The 16,845-nt window shown below is 55.0% G+C and carries 12 protein-coding genes, 1 tRNA gene and 2 rRNA genes (1 of these 15 only partly in view); 8 read left to right on the top strand and 7 right to left on the bottom strand.

The window, feature by feature from the left end:
* The first annotated feature begins 26 nt into the window (after positions 1–26).
* Entirely contained in the window at positions 27–1,643 is a 1,617-nt protein-coding gene (locus ACR3E4_RS04295) for an MFS transporter (protein WP_480535560.1), read from the top strand.
* On the opposite strand, the gene ACR3E4_RS04300 is transcribed toward ACR3E4_RS04295, so the two are convergent.
* Both ACR3E4_RS04300 and ACR3E4_RS04305 read right to left on the bottom strand, forming a co-directional pair.
* A complete protein-coding gene (locus ACR3E4_RS04300; RefSeq protein WP_480535559.1) occupies positions 1,644–3,212 on the bottom strand; it encodes a trypsin-like peptidase domain-containing protein in 1,569 nt (522 codons plus the stop codon).
* Positions 3,213–3,455: 243 nt separating this feature from the next.
* Positions 3,456–3,959 carry an Hsp20/alpha crystallin family protein gene (locus ACR3E4_RS04305; protein WP_480535558.1) on the bottom strand — a complete coding sequence of 168 codons (504 nt, stop codon included), beginning with the start codon at positions 3,957–3,959 and terminating at the stop codon, positions 3,456–3,458.
* Between the two features lie 280 nt (positions 3,960–4,239).
* Between ACR3E4_RS04305 and ACR3E4_RS04310 the strand changes: the two genes are divergently transcribed.
* Together ACR3E4_RS04310 and ACR3E4_RS04315 are read left to right on the top strand one after the other, a co-directional pair.
* On the top strand, positions 4,240–5,544 hold the full coding sequence (locus ACR3E4_RS04310; RefSeq protein ID WP_480535556.1) for a ferredoxin reductase family protein: 1,305 nt from the start codon (positions 4,240–4,242) through the stop codon (positions 5,542–5,544).
* Positions 5,545–5,880: 336 nt separating this feature from the next.
* Positions 5,881–6,447, top strand: coding sequence for a flavodoxin domain-containing protein (locus ACR3E4_RS04315; protein WP_480535555.1), 567 nt, complete (start codon positions 5,881–5,883; stop codon positions 6,445–6,447).
* A 78-nt stretch (positions 6,448–6,525) separates the two neighbouring features.
* Here ACR3E4_RS04315 and ACR3E4_RS04320 read toward each other — a convergent pair whose 3' ends face one another.
* The gene (locus tag ACR3E4_RS04320) at positions 6,526–7,371 is read right to left on the bottom strand and encodes a universal stress protein (protein WP_171724800.1); all 846 of its coding nucleotides are present in this window, start codon (positions 7,369–7,371) and stop codon (positions 6,526–6,528) included.
* A gap of 88 nt (positions 7,372–7,459) precedes the next feature.
* Positions 7,460–7,837, bottom strand: a complete 378-nt coding sequence (locus ACR3E4_RS04325; RefSeq protein WP_171724799.1) for a SnoaL-like domain-containing protein — start codon at positions 7,835–7,837, stop codon at positions 7,460–7,462.
* Positions 7,838–8,895: 1,058 nt separating this feature from the next.
* On the opposite strand from ACR3E4_RS04325, the gene ACR3E4_RS04330 reads away from it, so the two are divergent.
* The 5 genes from ACR3E4_RS04330 (at position 8,896) to ACR3E4_RS04350 (ending at position 14,660) form a co-directional block, all read left to right on the top strand.
* On the top strand, positions 8,896–9,729 hold the full coding sequence (locus ACR3E4_RS04330) for a hypothetical protein (RefSeq protein WP_480535553.1): 834 nt from the start codon (positions 8,896–8,898) through the stop codon (positions 9,727–9,729).
* 180 nt (positions 9,730–9,909) lie between these two features.
* The gene (locus ACR3E4_RS04335; RefSeq protein ID WP_480535552.1) at positions 9,910–10,116 is read left to right on the top strand and encodes a helix-turn-helix domain-containing protein; all 207 of its coding nucleotides are present in this window, start codon (positions 9,910–9,912) and stop codon (positions 10,114–10,116) included.
* A gap of 166 nt (positions 10,117–10,282) precedes the next feature.
* Positions 10,283–11,983, top strand: a complete 1,701-nt coding sequence (locus ACR3E4_RS04340) for a hypothetical protein (RefSeq protein ID WP_480535551.1) — start codon at positions 10,283–10,285, stop codon at positions 11,981–11,983.
* Positions 11,980–13,023, top strand: coding sequence for a tyrosine-type recombinase/integrase (locus tag ACR3E4_RS04345; RefSeq protein WP_480535549.1), 1,044 nt, complete (start codon positions 11,980–11,982; stop codon positions 13,021–13,023). Before ACR3E4_RS04340 ends, ACR3E4_RS04345 begins: the two co-directional genes overlap by 4 nt.
* A 65-nt stretch (positions 13,024–13,088) precedes the next feature.
* On the top strand, positions 13,089–14,660 hold the full coding sequence (locus ACR3E4_RS04350) for a recombinase family protein (RefSeq protein ID WP_480567106.1): 1,572 nt from the start codon (positions 13,089–13,091) through the stop codon (positions 14,658–14,660).
* On the opposite strand, the gene ACR3E4_RS04355 is transcribed toward ACR3E4_RS04350, so the two are convergent.
* From ACR3E4_RS04355 to ACR3E4_RS04365, 3 genes are all read right to left on the bottom strand, one after another.
* Positions 14,617–14,693 (bottom strand) — tRNA-Met (locus tag ACR3E4_RS04355). The genes ACR3E4_RS04350 and ACR3E4_RS04355 overlap by 44 nt on opposite strands.
* Positions 14,694–14,817: 124 nt before the next feature.
* Positions 14,818–14,932 (bottom strand): 5S ribosomal RNA (gene rrf, locus ACR3E4_RS04360).
* Positions 14,933–15,115: 183 nt separating this feature from the next.
* Positions 15,116–16,845: ribosomal RNA gene (locus ACR3E4_RS04365) — 23S ribosomal RNA — on the bottom strand (it continues 1,133 nt past the right edge of the window).

Below are 16,845 nucleotides of genomic sequence, written 5' to 3' on the forward strand. Positions count from 1 at the left end.
AAGGCTTCCACGAGCTACCACGGCATATGACGACTGACCAAACTTCCCTAGGATCAAAACTCTCGGCCTGGTGGCATAGAACGTTTGTGGATCTGGTTCAGCAGCTGCAATGGTCCTATCTGCCGCCATTGATGGTCTATTTTGCGGCCGGCGTGTCCGGCCTGACCTCGGTCGTCGGCGCTTTTTTCCTGAAAGATTACCTCGATTTATCCGCCTCTTTCGTTGCAGGACTCGCGTTTTGGGCCGGTATCCCTTGGATCCTCAAAATGCCGCTTGGCCATGTCGTGGACCTGTTCTGGCGCTGGAAGTCCCTGCTGATTCTGTTCGGCGCATCCCTGATCACATTCTCTTTGCTCACAATGTATGGGCTTGTGACCGCTCCCGTGCAAATGGCGTCCATTATGCCACTGGAAGACTGGTATGTCGTCGCGTTGCTGTTGGCGCCTTCGGGCTATGCCATTCAGGACGTTGTTGCCGACGCCATGACGGTTGAGGCGGTGCCAAAGGTTGACCCAAACGGCCTACCATTTTCGCCTGAAGAAACCCGTGCTCAGCATACGACGATGCAAACCTTGGGCAGAGTTTCCATTATTTCAGGGTTTGCCGCGGTTGCGGCTGTAAACATCTGGATTTTCTCTGGAAAAGAGGACTTGCAAAAGCCCGATCGTCTTGCACTTTATGGCCAAGTTTACCTGATAGCTCTGGCTATCCCTGTATTGTCCGTAAGCGGCGTCGTCCTTCACAGCTTGATCCAGCGTCAGCGTATAAGATCGGGCCACCCGCCCTACACACCGGATGAAGTCACCGAAGTCAAATGGTCCATATTGCTGGGCGGCCTGGCATTCGTTGTGCTTAGCATCGTGCTGGGAACCGCTGATTTCGAATTTGCGCAGGAAACAGTCTTTGCGGTTTCCCTGGCGGTAATCTTGTACCTCATGTCGCGCCTACTCAAAGAGCTGGAACCGGCCCAAGCCAAAGCCTTAATCGGGACAGCGACAATCATTTTTGTTTTCCGTGCCGTTCCTCTGCCGGGACCAGGCCTGACTTGGTTTGAAATCGATGAACTGGGGTTCGATGAACAGTTCCTGGCAATCCTGGCACTATTAACTTCGCTGCTGGCATTGTTGGGGTTGATCGTTCTCCGGCCATTTATGGCCAATCGCTCCATTGCGCATGTGGTGGTATTGTTGACGATCGCCGCAGGCATACTCGCCCTGCCCAACCTCGCCCTATATTACGGCGTGCATGAATGGACGGCAGCGCGTACCAGCGGAGTTGTCGATGCAAGGTTCATTGCCATTCTCGACACCGCTGTTGAGTCCCCGCTTGGGCAGATCGCCATGGTCCCGATGTTGGCCTGGATCGCCCGCAATGCACCCGTTCAGTTGAAAGCCACTTTTTTTGCAGTGATGGCATCGTTTACCAACATGGCATTGTCGGCCAGCAGCCTCAGCACCAAGTACCTCAACCAGACATTTGTCGTCACACGCGCTGTCACCAACCCTGAGACCGGTGAGATCACATCAACCGCGGACTACAGTCAACTTGGATACCTGCTGATCTGCGTGGCACTGATCTCAGTGATTGTTCCACTCGCTACAGTGTTTTTTGTTCAAATCTCGCGTTTCCGAACGAGCGAATGATCACTGGCTTTCCGCTTCTCCCAGCAGAGCTCTGAGATGTGAGACCGGGACGCCAATGTTGGAACCACCGAACTCGGGCAGGATCGCAGCATTGATGGCAACGACCTCACCACGCCGATTCAATACCGGTCCTCCGCTCCCACCGGTCGTGGTCTCAGCGTCATAAACGATGGCGCTCTCACTTGTCCGCGCAACGATCCCACGGCTTGCTAGCGGATGAATCTTGCTTTGTGTGGAAAGCCGGGACGCGATCGACCAAAAGTTCAACGTTCCTTCTGCTTCCAGTTCCTCTAGAAAGCCCGGACCGGCCTGCGCGATCAAAGCTTTCAAACCCGTTGGATATCCCAACAGATACAGCTCTTCACCTACGCGCGACGTGGCATCCGCCAAAGGAATTCCGAGGTCCTGAGCGTGGCTCGGCTCAACTGCCAAAATCGCCAAATCCGCCACGTCGCTGAACCGGACCAAACGCGCCTCTATTGGTTCCGTTTGATCAGGCAAATAGGCCAGCAGCCTCAACATTTCAGGCTTGAGACCAGCGTCGCTCAGCGCTTTTTCTCGTTTACCCGAGGTCCAGGGCAAAGCGACGTGGCGGTTGGTGGCCATCAACGGGACACCAGCGATCAAAAACCCAGTTCCGGTGAACTGAAACTCTGCGGGTTCGCCAGTCCCGTCCGGTTCGATCCAAGGCTGGCCAAACGGGGTTTTCAGGTTTTCGCCGTCCGGCCCCACAACGTGCCGTAAAATCTTCCCGCTTTCAACGTGGCGCAGACCGTAAGCCCCCTGAAGGAAAGCGACAGATCGGATAGAGGCAGCTATCACCCGCGTGGATGCCCCCGCCCGTTGCTCCAAGGTTCCAAGACGCTGCTCAGTCGACAAAACCTGGTTCTCAAAAGCGTCACGCAACGAAGCCAGGTCATCAGGTGTAAGTGCATCTTCTCGCGTCTGAGCAAGCATAACCGCGACTGCTTCGATCTTGCGGGACTCCTGTTCGATACTATCCGCCAAGCGCCGGTCGTTCTGGTAAAGCAGGTACCCAAACCCCGCGATCACAAGAAGCGTTGCAAGAACCGTGATCCTGAACAGTATCGTGGTCTGAGACGCAAGCCGCCGCCCACTATCGCGCAGTGCACCAGACATCTTTTTGGCGAACGGTCGACGGCTTGTTCGGGCGTAAGCATATGCGTCACTGAGGATATCTTCGACTGTGTGGTGTGCGGGAAATGAGTGATCGCACAACCTGTATCGAGACATAGGGCCCTTTTCGCCGAACTCGATCATGTCGCCGTGCCTCAGAGAAACCGATGAAGCATTTTGCCCGTTTACCCATACATTGCGCCCTGCTGACGCGGTTATCGTGTAACCTTCGTCAGCCCATTGTAGGGTGGCAATATCGTTATCATGGGGAGGCAGGTCATCCCTAGGTCGAAGGCTTAGCACCCTTTCATCGTCAACTGAAACCGTTAGGGTTTTATCGACAAGCCAGTTCACGTTTCCGCGCGAGGGTCCGGTCAGGTTCTCCAGAAAGGCCCGCACCTCACCTTCACCAGCATGTCCTGAGGGTGTCATGCCACTCTCTTCTGGTTTTCGCATTGTGGCCCCTTACCCAAACGCGTGAGGGCATTCTACCACGCTTCCACGCCAAACCCATGGCCTGGTACGAATGTGCAAAAAACACATTTGTACAGACACTTGCGATGCCTTCCCGGATTCAACCAAAGACACTTGTCAGCCCACAACTCTAAGAAGGCCGATCCATGATCAACCTTCTGCCTTGGCATTTTTATGTACGGTATCGAACCACCAGACCGTCTATTTCGACGATACCTTGATCTTACGGCTTGGATCCTGAGGCTCAGTCTTCGGCATTTCTATGTGCAGAACGCCTTTGTCGAATGTTGCTGAAACCTTGTCGACTTCCACAGTATCTGGCAGCGACATGGCTCTGGAAAAGCTGCCGTAGCTTCTTTCGCTGACACGCAGATCGCCAGTTTCGTCATGCGCAATCTTCTTCTGACCGCGCAGGATTAGCCTGCGATCCTTGATTTCAATTTCCACATCATCCTCTTCGAGCCCCGGCAATTCAGCCGTAAGGACAATCGCAGAATCCGTCTCTTGGACATCGATTGCCGGAGAAATCGCACCCGTCATATCAAGAGACGGAAAACCCGTGCGTTGCGCAGCCGTTTCCATAGGTAGGAAAGGTGATCCTCCCCCAAAAAACCGCGACATCAGAGTTTCCATTTCGCGTCGAAAATTGTCGGAGAGCGGATGCGTTCCAGTGAAAAGTTGCGGGGACTTTTTGTCTTCTAGCATTTTTTGAGCCTCCTCCTTTGGTCTGATTTCGCGCGCGCAACATTATGACAGAAAACGCGGTCAAGGGCCTTGATCTTGCGCAAACATGCAACCTCATCTTTCGCCAGATCGTTCGCACCGGTTGAACGAACAGAAACGGGAACCGTCGTCCACAAAACTTGCCACGTCGTGCTGGAGTTAACACCAATCTTAGTAGTCTTGATCGGAACCCCAGGTCAGCTTAGCGTTTATTCTGAATGAGCCCGAGTTGCCTACCTTTAGCACAGTGGAGCAAAACCGTATGAAATGGCCTTATCTGGCGCTGATTTACGTTTTGCTGATCTTGGCTCCCTTGGGTTTTTCTTGGTCTCTTGGCTGGCCACCGCGATCATTTCATCAAGAGCTCGCGTCCGGGCTTGGAATGCTTGCTTTTTCAATAATCTTAGTCGAGTTCCTGCTGTCTGGGCGGTTCAGGTTCATCTCTTCCGGTCTGGGTATGGATGTAACCATGCGGGTGCATCAGTTGATGGCGCGTACAGCACTCGGCTTTGCGCTGATACACCCGCTTCTGTATCAGGGTACGCCTTCTGGCGGGCACCGCCCGTGGGATGAAACAAACCAACTTACGATTTCGACCGACTTTTCTACGCTGGTATCGGGCATCGTCGCATATTTTTTACTGTTCATTCTGGTCGCCTCGGCAATTGCCCGCAAATCCCTTGATTACAAGTACGAGACATGGCGCCTTTTTCACGGGCTGGGAGCCTTGGTGATTGCCTTCCTGCTGTTGCATCACACTGTCTTTGCTGGGCGCTACGGTGGGCATCCGCTTTTGACGTATATCTGGCTTGCCCTGACCAGTGTTGCAGTTGGAACTTTGCTGTTTGTCTGTCTCATTCGCCCATTGCGTAAGAGGAAAAGGCCGTGGCGCGTCACGTCTGTGTCTCGACTAACACCGAGGCAATGGGAGTTGCGCATCAAGCCAGATGGTCATAGCGGACTAACCTTCGAAGCAGGGCAGTTTGCCTGGCTAAATGTTGGCCACAGTTCTTTTTCGCTGCATGAGAACCCATTCTCGATTAGTTCGGCACCAGCCGAAGGCCCCGAAGTTTCATTCGTGATAAAGGAGCTTGGGGATTTCACATGTGGTCTTGGACAGATCGCTCCGCAAACCACGGCCTATCTGGATGCCCCGCACGGGAATCTGTCGATCAACCACCGCACTGAGAAAGGCATTGTTCTGATCGCAGGTGGTGTCGGGATCGCGCCCATGTTGAGCATTATGCGTCAAGTTCGACAGAGTGGAACACAGCACGATCTCAAGCTTATCTATGGCAACCGGGTGGAGGAGCAGATTGCTTTTCGCCAGGAGTTATCCAAAGAAGACACAGTATTTGTTCTATCCGAGCCGCCAAAGGATTGGTCCGGAGAGACAGGCTTAATCGACGGTCCTCTGTTGGACCGCAATTTGTCGTCTGAGCAATATGAAAGCTGGCTTTTCGTTCTTTGCGGCCCCCCTGCTATGATGGACACCGTCGAAGATCATCTGATTGAGCGGGGCACCGCGTCACACCGGATTTTGTCTGAAAGGTTTGACTATGATTAGACTGCTCAGAAACCTGCCCGCACGCCAACAAGTGAAGGTCACGGTGTGGTGCATCAGTTTAATAATCCTCGTCGCTGTCTTGGCCTTTTCTTTAAGGTAGCAAAACAAGCCATTGGGCCATGGCCAGTTTCAAATATTGTCCGCCAAAAAGGCCGATTTGCTTCGAGATGTAGGTCGTCGCGAACTTCCTTAAAAAATGCTCTTCGTGGACAGCAAAAGCGTACAACAATTCTCCCGATACGCTCTCAAGTAACGCCTTTGATGGAGATCAAGGGCAACGCACGCCACTTATTCATAATCAACAATCTATTCAGACCGATTTATAGGAGGATCGGAATGACCGTACTCATCGCCTTCGCTACAGTTGAAGGCCAGACAGCAAAGATTGCGCGTTTCATCAGTACTGTCGCCAAGAATGCCGGTTTCAACACAAAGCTGATCAATACCGATGAAATGCCCGGCCATGTATCGACTGACGATGTGGTCAAGGTTGTTCTTCTGGCCCCTGTCCACGAGCGTAGGCACCCCGAGTCATTCGAGGCTTTTGTCGCCTCAAATAGAGATACCCTAACGAAACGAAAGTCTCTCGTACTTTCCGTCGGTCTAAAAGCTGCTTTCGCGTCAGGTCGAGAAGAAGCGCGCGACTATCTCAACGAAATGCTAATGCGTACAGGTTTTGAACCATATGCAACGGCGTTGGTCGCAGGCGCCGTGAAGCCGGAAAACTACGGGTATTTTGAGAGGGAGATCCTTAAGCACGTTGTCTTGCTTGGTCGAAAAATCGATCCACAAGATGGGGCACGGGAGTTTACTGACTGGGATGAACTGAAGTCAATTGTGATAGATTTTCTTGGCGGAAACGGTCGGGGAAACCAGCATCAATCTCAAGCGAGTACCCAATAACAACTGGCTGTTCCCGCATTACCCGATGAACGCATAGAGCCACCTATCCCAGCAAACCACAATCGCCAGTTTTCTTCATCAGTGTCCGAATAGCACTGGTAAACTTGTCTGCTCCAACATTGCTTGCGTCGTTCCCCCAAATACCGACTGACGCAAATGGGAATGCCCGTAAGCGCCCATAACAACGAGGTCGGCCCCCAGTTCTCGTGCGCGTTCCTGAATGCAGTGTTCAATTGAATTCCCGCCGCACGGGAACTGCGACACGGTCACGGTGCAACCGTGATGGCTAAGCCATCCAGCTAGATCAGTTCCGGGCACTTGACCTTCTACGTCATCAGGCGACGGCAAATCAAAACACCCAATCACAACTTCGTTGGCCGCCAGAAGAATGGGTAAAGCTAAATGCGCAACCCTAGACGCAGGCAGGCTATCATTCCATGCCAAAAAAATGCAGTCGCGTTGGGCAAACGGATCTCCGTTTATCATCAGGGCTACCGGCGAATGGAACAATACTCCGTAGGCGATCTTATGAAACAAATCGGGATCTTTTCGCAACTCAGCGTCTAGAAAGGCGATATCAGAGCGATTGGCTTGGCCAGCCACAAGATGCTTCAACTCTGCTCCAGATCCCATAAAGGCAATTACATTTGCAGATACACCCTGCCCGACCAGGAGCGCTTCAACTTCTGTGGCGCGGGACTTCAAGGCGGCATTTTTTCTGTTAAGAACATCCAACCAGTTTGAAGGAAGACCCGCCTCAACGAACCTGTTTGATCCATACTTTAGGTAAGGCAGGTTGGGTAAGTCCGCGATCAACACGCAATTCAAGTGACTGTTCTGGTTACGGGAAGTTTCAGCGCATTCCAAAATCGACGCGTCGTCAGTATCAATTCCTACGTAATATGCCACTGTTCTGTGTTGCATTCCCGACCTCCGTCCGGAATTTCAATTTGCCCGAGAGCCGTGCGCACGGATTAAACCAACGAAGAGACAATGTTGTTGATCGCTCTTCTTACTTCGGCAGCATGAAGAACTCTTCCAGCACAATCTTGCCGTCCGCCACCGAATACACTGCGATCTCGCGCAGGGTCATACGCTCACCCGTAGCCTTCTGAAGCACTTCAGCTCTGAAGCGTACTCCAAAGCGGTTGGGTGGGTGGACGTAGGGCCCATCCACTTCTAGTTCTTGGATTTCATGCGACGCCAACCAATCCTCTCTTTTTCCCTTGATGGCTTCTCGACCCTTTGTAACGCGGAATTGTCGAACCGGAGGCACAACAGCCTCTATCGACTGCGCGTTTTCGGCATAGATCTCATCAACACTTCCAAGGCCCCTGCGCTCACGCATGGCCTGGACGAATGATCTTCCGATTTCAATCAACTCTTCCATGAGCCCCCCCCTGAATTACCGTTGACTGTACCACTTCTTGCCCGCTCAAATCTTGACAAGGATCAATGAGCACAAGGGGAAATGCAATGAGGCCGATTCGTACTCAACTCTGCTCAGCCAGAAGTAACACACTTAATACAGCGCCACATTCGCATCAATCTTCAGGAAAGGCGGACAGCGTCAGCACGCTAGTGTCGCAGTTGCTATTTGGTTTTTAGTCAGTGCGACCGTGCATTGGCGGCTGGTTGCAACCTAAAGCTGCCATGGAGATGTAATGGTATACAAGAGGAAGTGCTGAGGCGATTGCCACGGCCGTTTTTACCAAAAACACATCTTCGCCCTTGCTTGCCAGACAATATCCGGCCCCCGCTCCTTCCCCCCGGTCTTGCGGGAGAAGGCCCTTCGCTTTCAGGTTCGTATCCGCGCGATGCCTTTTGTCGGAGGCCAGCCGCTTCCCCGCAGGCTTCTCACCTGCCCCGCTTTGACCGCGTACGGTCTCGGCGGTCCCCGGTTCGACGGGTGTCTGAAGACGTCCGTCGACCGGTGGGTTCCGTAGTCGCGTTTCTGCACCGGGCCAGAAGGAGCCGCGTCGGTGCGGGATGGGGTAGTCCCCGAACCATAGTTCACAATTGGAGGCCGGTCGTGAACGTACCGTGGTCACCGCTTTTCTTGATCGTTTGCCAGGGAAAGCAGCAAGTATAAACCGGGCGCAACGGAGACGGGGAGACCCATCCCGGCCCGGAACGTCCGATTTCGCGCTCTTTCTGACTAAGTGTATTGATCTGCTTTTTTGGCTCTTTGTGTTTCGCCCGACCCAAGTTGTACAAAACATAGCTGGCCCGAAGCGCCGCAGCCCTCCAATAGCGCAGGCGGTTCGGGCCAGCGACACGACACAGAACCTAGCCAAATTGTTCTCTTCCCGTTCTTTTATTTGTGTGCAAGCTTTGAAGGGGTCGCCTTGTTTCAACCAGCGCTTTCTGAGCAAACGGTACTGCCTTGATGCGCGTAAGCTTTTGGACGTGCGACCAAACCCCAGAGTGTGCCAAACGGAGAAAAATATGAGCGCTAACTCGGACAGCGGTTTGAAGGGCAATCGCGTCGTTGCAGATAGTGAAGTTGACTATTCCATCTATCCGCACATGGATGGGATTAAGTGTTCCATGTCATGGAAGCTCGGCAGCTATGGAGAACGTGGCGTACTTTCGGAGGCTATGATAAATAGCTTGTGTGACCAGTTTGACCTGCCAACAACGCTCGTGCGCGACTTGTCCGCAATGCTGGGTCACTGCCTAAACAACGATGACGACATTGCAATCAATCTGACCGAGGTCCGACGCTCGCAAGCGATTCAACGAGGTCAAAAGCACCTCAACCAACTTTTGCGGAAAGCCAAACAGGGTTCTATTGGTCCCCAAGAACTCCGGAACGGGTTGGGCTCGCTTTCGACTTATTTCGCGTCGACGTCAGAAGACGCAGACCTTCTTCCTCAAGTCCTCGACAAGTTAGCGTCCGCAACGACACTTAGCCAAGACATCGTGGATGACGTCCGACGCATCTATGCGACGCCCGGCGCGGTTGCAGAGATGTCGCCACGAGACAAGCGGTTCTCGCGTGACAAACGTCGTCGGTACATAGTCGAGAGTTGCTGCTATATCTGGAAAGATGCCGGTCGCCCCCTGACCTATACGACATACTCAGACGGGCGCCCCGGAGGACAACGGCAAGGTCCGCTCGTCAACTTCATCCAGTCTGTCGTGAAGATGATCACCGAGTCGGGGCAAATCCTGAGCGGAGAGACGATCCGCGTGGATATTGACGATTTTCGCGGCAAGCTTGAGCGCGAACAGGAAGAACGCTGTGCTGAGCCAATATTCGGCAATCAATACACTTAGAATGAGCAAGCCTGCGTTGTCATGGTCATGGCATGACACGCGTTCCTGCCATATCCCCTTCTGTCGACCACGCGCACAAGCAGGTTGAGACAGCAATTGACCAGTTGGTCCGACTGCTGGCTGTCCAGGCAGTACGGGAACTGGGCCGGGACGACTCTGACCAAAAGGAGGCGCCTCAGGATGCCACAGATCAAAGCGAAGACTAAACAAACCCGCAAGCTTCTGACGGTGAAAGACGTCGCTGAACTGGACAATTGCTCGGAGAAGACGGTGCGCCGTGCAATTGCGGCAGGCCTGCTTGAGGTTATCCGGGTCGGCCCCGGCGGACGCCTCATCCGCATTGATCCGGCAGCTCATGCCGCCTACCGGCAGGCACAGTGCCGGTAGGCACTCGCGACCATTAATGTTCATTAATGTCAGTGCTTTATGTGCATTTCGGGAAGAGGGCATCCCCGTAAGTTTCTAACTTTCTGTGCTACGCTTTTCCCGAATCGGACATCCTGTCCACACCCGTCCACCCGAGACCTGACATGTCCAAAGGAACGTAATCCCGATGACTAGCCAGAGCCCCGTTCCATTGACATTAGCCTTCGTCAAAGCCGACACACCGATGTTCGCCGAGCTTATCGACCAACTGCGCTCCGATAGCTCTCTGTCGGACGGACGCCGCCGCGACATGATCTCCGGTCTGCGCCGCATGGCCAAAGCCCTTGGGCTGCCGCCAGAGGATGTGCCCTGCGACAGTCGCTGGTTGCAGCCCCGTCTTTCCAAAGTCACACCGGCAGCACTCGGTCTTACACCGAAGAGTTGGCAAAACGCGGTGAGTGATGCGCGTGCCGCCCTCGCGCATTTCGGGTTGGTGGAACGGCGCTTCAACCGGATCGATGATCTGTCTCCCGATTGGCACGCGCTCTGGGCAGCTGTTCTGGCGTCGGGCGACAAGACATTGCAACCCGCGCTCTGCCGCTTCGTACACTTTCTAAACCGGCAGGGCGTCAAACCTGCCACTGTGTGTGAAGAGCATGCTCAAGCCTATCGCGTAGCCCTTGAGCATAACGAGATCAGCAAATCTCCTGATGTTGCACATCGTGCCGCTGTCAACGGCTGGAACCTGGCGGCTCGACGTATTTCACAATGGCCCAAGGCCATCCTGCCTCTGGAATCGCGTCGGAAGGTCATTACTTTTCCGGTGACCGCGTTTCCAGCGCCATTCCAAACTGCTCTTGCAAAGCTGATGCATCGTCTGTCCAATCCAGACCCCTTGGCAGATGACGGTCAGAACGGAGCACTCCGATCCGCGACCCTGTCCCAATACAAAAGACAGTTGGTTCGGTTTGCCTCCGAACTGGTTCATTCTGGCATCCCAATTTGCCAAATTGGCGGATTGGACGTCCTGATTGATCCGGTGATGGCTGAACGCGGTTTGCGCCAGATGTTATCGCGCACCAACAACCAGACCACAAAAATGATCAGCGAGATCGCCGCGCTGCTTCGCAACCTGGCCCGGATGCACAATGCACCCGATGTCACCAGGGATGCGCTGTCGGGGCTTGCCGCGCGGCTGGCCGTCAAACCCCAGAATGGCATGACCCAAAAAAACCGAAGCAGGCTGCGGGTGTTGCAGGAGGACCGGCATCAGCAGCGCCTGCTGCTCCTGCCTGAACGGATTTTCGCGCGACCACGGGGCACGTCCAAGCCGTATGGCTGGGCTCTGGCGCGCGAAGATGCGCTCGCCATCGCCATCCTGCTGGTCTGCCCGGTTCGCGTGAAGAACCTGGCTGACATCCACCTGGAACGCCACCTGCACCGTCCCGGTGATGGCCGAGCCTACCTGGTTCTGGAAGACGGCGAAACAAAAAATGAGCGACCTGTCGAGTTCGAGATCCCGCGTGATGTATTGCGCATGATCGACGTTCATCTCAAATCTCGCTGCCCGGAACTCTGCCCCGCTGGAACGCTTTGGCTTTTTCCCCGCAGGGATGGTCAGCATTCTGTTGATCCCAGCGTTCTGTCTGGGCGCATCTCCAAACGGATCCGGAAAGAAACGGGGTTGGAGATGAACGCCCACCTGTTTCGGCATTTCGCGGTGATGAACTGGCTCGACGCCAATCCCGGCGGCTACGAGGTTGCGCGTCGGTTGCTCGGGCATTCGGAGGTCAGCCACACCATCAACATGTATTCCGGTCTTGAGGCACGTTCGGCAACACGCGCCTTCGCGGACCTGATAGACGCGAAGAAAGGGTGCCGCAAATGAGCCTGGTTCTGCCTATCGCCAATTGGCCCGCGTCCGACCGGGATATGTGGGACAGGCTTCAGAAGGCGGCCGGACCGCTCGACGATTGCGGCGCCCTCGCTCATCTGCGCGCAACCTCATTGAAGACGCTGGAACTTCGCTATGCCCGATGGCTGCAATGGCTGCTCACTAGTGATGTGGACTCAATAGCCCTGACTCCGACACAACGCGCGACCCTGCCTCGTTTGTCCGCATGGCTTAGGGACCTCTCACACACCCGGCCGATGACACGGTTGATGTTCATTGATGGCGTGTTGCGTATCCTCTCTGCAGCTGACCCGACGCAGGACTGGTCCGCTCAGCGGAAGTTGAAAGCGGGATTGAAGCGCGCCGCGGGTCGAGGTGATCGGGATCGCAAACTTGGGCGTGTGTTGTCCAGCGAGGTTCTATTCCGTGCAGGGCTGAATCTGGCGACGGATCATGCAGAAGCGGCGCCAACACCGCTACGCAGTATGATGTGCCTGCGGGATGGCACCATGATAGCGATGTTGGCCCTGATGCCGATGCGGCGACGCGCCTTCGCGGGCCTTCGGATTGGCACATCCCTGTATGTCGCAGCAGACACGATGACCGTCGCGCTCCCCGGGGATCTCACCAAATCAGGACATCCCTGGGAAGCTGATGTTCCCCAGAGTGCTGAGCCGCTCTTGCGCCGCTATGTCAACGAAGCCCGTCCCTTTTTTATGGAGCGTGGCCAACAGCATCACAATGTCCTGTGGGTTGGTCGGTCTGGCACTCCTTTGAAGAAAGACGCGCTGAGCCCCCGGATCGCGGAGCAGACACTGAAGCTGACGGGTCGCCGTATTCCACCGCATTTCTTTCGGGATGCTGCCGCGACAACCCTAGCCCGCTCTTCTCCGGAACACGCCAAGCTAATTCGACCAATTCTTGCGCATACGAGCTTCGGAATCGCCGAGCGCCACTACATCCACGCCCAGACAATAGAAGCGGGCCGCGACTACGCGGCTTTGATCAACCAGAAGAGAAAGGCCCGGCGATGACCCGAGTTGCAATCTATGCCCGTTTCTCCAGCCAAATGCAGAGAGACGCATCCATCGATGACCAAATGCGACTGTGCCGGGAACGTGCTGAGCGGGAAGGTTGGACTGTTGTTAACGCCTATTCTGATCGTGCGGTCTCCGGCGCCTCCATGTTGCGCCCTGGTCTGCAAGCGCTGTTCCATGCAACACAGGAAGGACAGGTTGATCTGATTTTGGCGGAGGCGCTGGACCGGTTGAGCAGGGACCAGGCTGACATCGCGGCGATCTTCAAACGGCTGAGTTTTGCAGGTGTTGGCATCGTGACACTGGCAGAAGGCGAGATCAGTGAGTTGCAAGTAGGTCTCAAGGGCACCATGAACCAATTGTTCCTCAAAGACCTGGCCGACAAAACCCGGCGTGGTCTTCGCGGGCGGGTCGAGCTTGGCCGTTCCGGCGGCGGAAACAGCTACGGCTATGACGTCGTCCGGCGTCTTGGGCCCGACGGCCAACCCGTCACGGGAGAACGAATGATCAACGCAGCGGAAGCTGAGATTGTCAGGCGGGTGCTTCAAGAGTTCTCCGAAGGGCACTCCCCAAAAGCAATTGCGCGCCGCCTGAACGCCGAAGGTATTCCCGGTCCCCGTGGCAAGTTATGGCGTGACACGGCCATTCGAGGGCACAGAGTGCGTGGGACGGGCCTTCTCAACAATGAGCTTTATATCGGCCGCCTGGTTTGGAACCGGCTGCGTTATATCAAGGACCCGGAGACCGGCAGACGTGTTTCCCGTCTAAACGATCCGTCCAAATGGATCACCGCGGAGGTCTGTGAGTTGCGGATCGTCGGGGATGAGCTGTGGGAGGCGGTCAAGCAACGACAAGGTGAGATCGAGACCGAACCCCGCGTCAAAGCCATCAAGGAAACCCGGTTTTGGGAGAAGCGTCGCAAGAAGCACCTCCTGACAGGTCTTGCATTCTGCGGCACCTGCGGAGGGCCACTCGCCACAGTCGGACGCGACTACCTTGCCTGCTCTGCCGCGCGCAAGCTCGGCACCTGTTCGCACAGGCAATCTATTCGACGTAATGTCCTGGAAGACGCCGTCATGGATTTGCTTCGTCAGCGCCTGATGCAGCCCGACGCAGTGGCCGCTTTTATCAAGTCCTTCAGCGAAGCCGCCAACGCAGAAGCAGGCGCAGTAGAGGAAGCCCGGACCCGTCTACAATCCGAGCGGGACAAAGCCGTACGCAAATTGAATGGGTTCTATGATGCAATCGCAGAGGGCATTCGTACCCCCGGCCTTCATACGCGGCTCGAAGAACTCGAAGCGCAGATCGCCGATCTGGATGCAAAGCTCTCCGAACCTAAGCCTTCACCGGTGCGACTGCACCCAAATCTGTCCGAACTCTATCGCTCCAAGGTCGCAGATCTGGCGCAGGCTTTATCGGATCCGTCGATCCGTACAGGGGCCTTGGAGATTATCCGGAGCTTGATCGAACGTGTTACGATCCAACATGAACGGGATGGCGTGCAGATCGAACTGGAGGGTACCCTGGCAGCAATGATTGGGCTGGCCCAGAACGACAAAAGCCGCCTTGCGGCGGCTGGTTCGGTAAAAGTGGTTGCGGGAGCAGGATTTGAACCTGCGACCTTCAGGTTATGAGCCTGACGAGCTACCGGGCTGCTCCATCCCGCGACACTTTGCGTTGGTCTACCGCCTATTCGGCTACTTGAGACCATTGTTGGCCTATCGCTTACGCTGCTTGAGGCCAGGGTCGGTAATTTTGATATCGTATTAGAGAGATTGGGGATTTTTCTAGGTTTGGCGGTGACCTACTCTCCCGGGGCTTAAGCCCAAGTACCATTGGCGCGGCAGTGCTTAACTTCCGGGTTCGGTATGGGACCGGGTGTTTCACTTGCGCTATGACCACCAAACCGAGGAAAATCCCCACGTCGACTTTTGCGGAGCAAAAGCGACGGGTGGCAGGCAGCGTATTTGCATGCAAATGCGCGGTGCCACTCGGTTGTTATGTCACCCCTTACGGGGTTTCACATCAATCAGTGTTATCCATTGTCAAGGTTGGTGTATGCTTTGGTCTTGTCTTTCCATTACTGGATCAAATCAAGCCTATCGGGCGATTAGTACCGGTCAACTGAACGCATTACTGCGCTTACATCTCCGGCCTATTGACGTGGTGGTCTTCCACGGCCCTCAGGAGACCTTGTTTTGAGGGGGCTTCCCGCTTAGATGCCTTCAGCGGTTATCCTGTCCGATCATAGCTACCCAGCACTGCCGTTGGCACGACAACTGGTCCACCAGTGGATCGTTCACCCCGGTCCTCTCGTACTAGGGGCAACTCCTCTCAAGTCTCCTACACCCACGGCAGATAGGGACCGAACTGTCTCACGACGTTCTAAACCCAGCTCACGTACCTCTTTAAACGGCGAACAGCCGTACCCTTGGGACCTGCTCCAGCCCCAGGATGAGATGAGCCGACATCGAGGTGCCAAACACTGCCGTCGATATGGACTCTTGGGCAGTATCAGCCTGTTATCCCCGGCGTACCTTTTATCCGTTGAGCGATGGCCCTTCCACTCGGGACCACCGGATCACTATGGCCGTCTTTCGACTCTGCTCGACTTGTCAGTCTTGCAGTCAGGCTGGCTTCTGCCATTGCACTCAACGAGCGATTTCCGACCGCTCTGAGCCAACCTTCGCGCGCCTCCGTTACGCTTTAGGAGGCGACCGCCCCAGTCAAACTACCCGCCACGCAGGGTCCCGGATCCGGATAACGGACCGCGGTTAGACATCAAGAGTGCGAAGGGTGGTATCTCAAGGGAGGCTCCACAGGTACTTGCGTTCCTGCTTCAAAGCCTACCACCTATCCTGCACATCACAATCCTGATGCCAGTGCGAAGCTGTAGTAAAGGTGCACGGGGTCTTTCCGTCTAACCGCGGGAAGCCTGCATCTTGACAGGCAATTCAATTTCGCTGAGTCGATGTTGGAGACAGCGGGGAAGTCGTTACGCCATTCGTGCAGGTCGGAACTTACCCGACAAGGAATTTCGCTACCTTAGGACCGTTATAGTTACGGCCGCCGTTTACCTGGGCTTCAATTCAAGGCTCTCACCTCTCCTTTTAACCTTCAGGCACCGGGCAGGCGTCAGACCCTATACGTCGTCTTGCGACTTCGCAGAGCCCTGTGTTTTTAATAAACAGTCGCCACCCCCTGGTTTGTGCCCCCAGCCCCTAGTTGCCTAGGAACCGGGCCTCCTTCTCGCGAACTTACGGAGGTATTTTGCCGAGTTCCTTCAACATCGTTCTCTCAAGCGCCTTGGTATGCTCTACCAGTCCACCTGTGTCGGTTTAGGGTACGGTCTGATGGAGGGCTATTTCCAGGAACCACTCAGCAGCCCAATCAATCCGATAAGATTGAACTACACCTGTGATCCGTCACATCCTCCTGGCCTAGGAATATTAACCTAGTTCCCATCGCCTACGCCTTTCGGCCTCGGCTTAGGGGCCGGCTTACCCTGCTCAGATTAGCTTTAAGCAGGAACCCTTGGACTTTCGGCGAGAGTGTCTCTCACACTCTTTGTCGCTACTCATGTCATCATTCTCACTAGTGATCTCTCCACCGGATGGCTCACGCCCCGGCTTCATCGAAAGCACTTTATCTTGCGCTACCGCCTATTCGGCTACTTGAGCGCGATTGCTCGCACCAAATGACCGGCGATAATACAAGATAAGTGCTATGTCACACTACGCTCTGCTACCGATGCTTACGCATCCCTAGACTTCGGCTCATGGCTTGAGCCCCGTTACATCTTCGCCGCAGGACAACTTA

The organism is Ruegeria sp. AP11 (assembly GCF_056535865.1).

What these genes read in the sequence shown, in the direction of transcription:
- ACR3E4_RS04300 (WP_480535559.1), bottom strand. Translation starts at nt 3,212, where the DNA reads ATGACACCCTCAGGACATGCTGGTGAAGGTGAGGTGCGGGCCTTTCTG.
- ACR3E4_RS04335 (WP_480535552.1), top strand. Translation starts at nt 9,910, where the DNA reads ATGCCACAGATCAAAGCGAAGACTAAACAAACCCGCAAGCTTCTGACG.
- ACR3E4_RS04325 (WP_171724799.1), bottom strand. Translation starts at nt 7,837, where the DNA reads ATGGAAGAGTTGATTGAAATCGGAAGATCATTCGTCCAGGCCATGCGT.
- ACR3E4_RS04330 (WP_480535553.1), top strand. Translation starts at nt 8,896, where the DNA reads ATGAGCGCTAACTCGGACAGCGGTTTGAAGGGCAATCGCGTCGTTGCA.
- ACR3E4_RS04340 (WP_480535551.1), top strand. Translation starts at nt 10,283, where the DNA reads ATGACTAGCCAGAGCCCCGTTCCATTGACATTAGCCTTCGTCAAAGCC.
- ACR3E4_RS04320 (WP_171724800.1), bottom strand. Translation starts at nt 7,371, where the DNA reads ATGCAACACAGAACAGTGGCATATTACGTAGGAATTGATACTGACGAC.
- ACR3E4_RS04295 (WP_480535560.1), top strand. Translation starts at nt 27, where the DNA reads ATGACGACTGACCAAACTTCCCTAGGATCAAAACTCTCGGCCTGGTGG.
- ACR3E4_RS04310 (WP_480535556.1), top strand. Translation starts at nt 4,240, where the DNA reads ATGAAATGGCCTTATCTGGCGCTGATTTACGTTTTGCTGATCTTGGCT.
- ACR3E4_RS04345 (WP_480535549.1), top strand. Translation starts at nt 11,980, where the DNA reads ATGAGCCTGGTTCTGCCTATCGCCAATTGGCCCGCGTCCGACCGGGAT.
- ACR3E4_RS04315 (WP_480535555.1), top strand. Translation starts at nt 5,881, where the DNA reads ATGACCGTACTCATCGCCTTCGCTACAGTTGAAGGCCAGACAGCAAAG.
- ACR3E4_RS04350 (WP_480567106.1), top strand. Translation starts at nt 13,089, where the DNA reads ATGCGACTGTGCCGGGAACGTGCTGAGCGGGAAGGTTGGACTGTTGTT.
- ACR3E4_RS04305 (WP_480535558.1), bottom strand. Translation starts at nt 3,959, where the DNA reads ATGCTAGAAGACAAAAAGTCCCCGCAACTTTTCACTGGAACGCATCCG.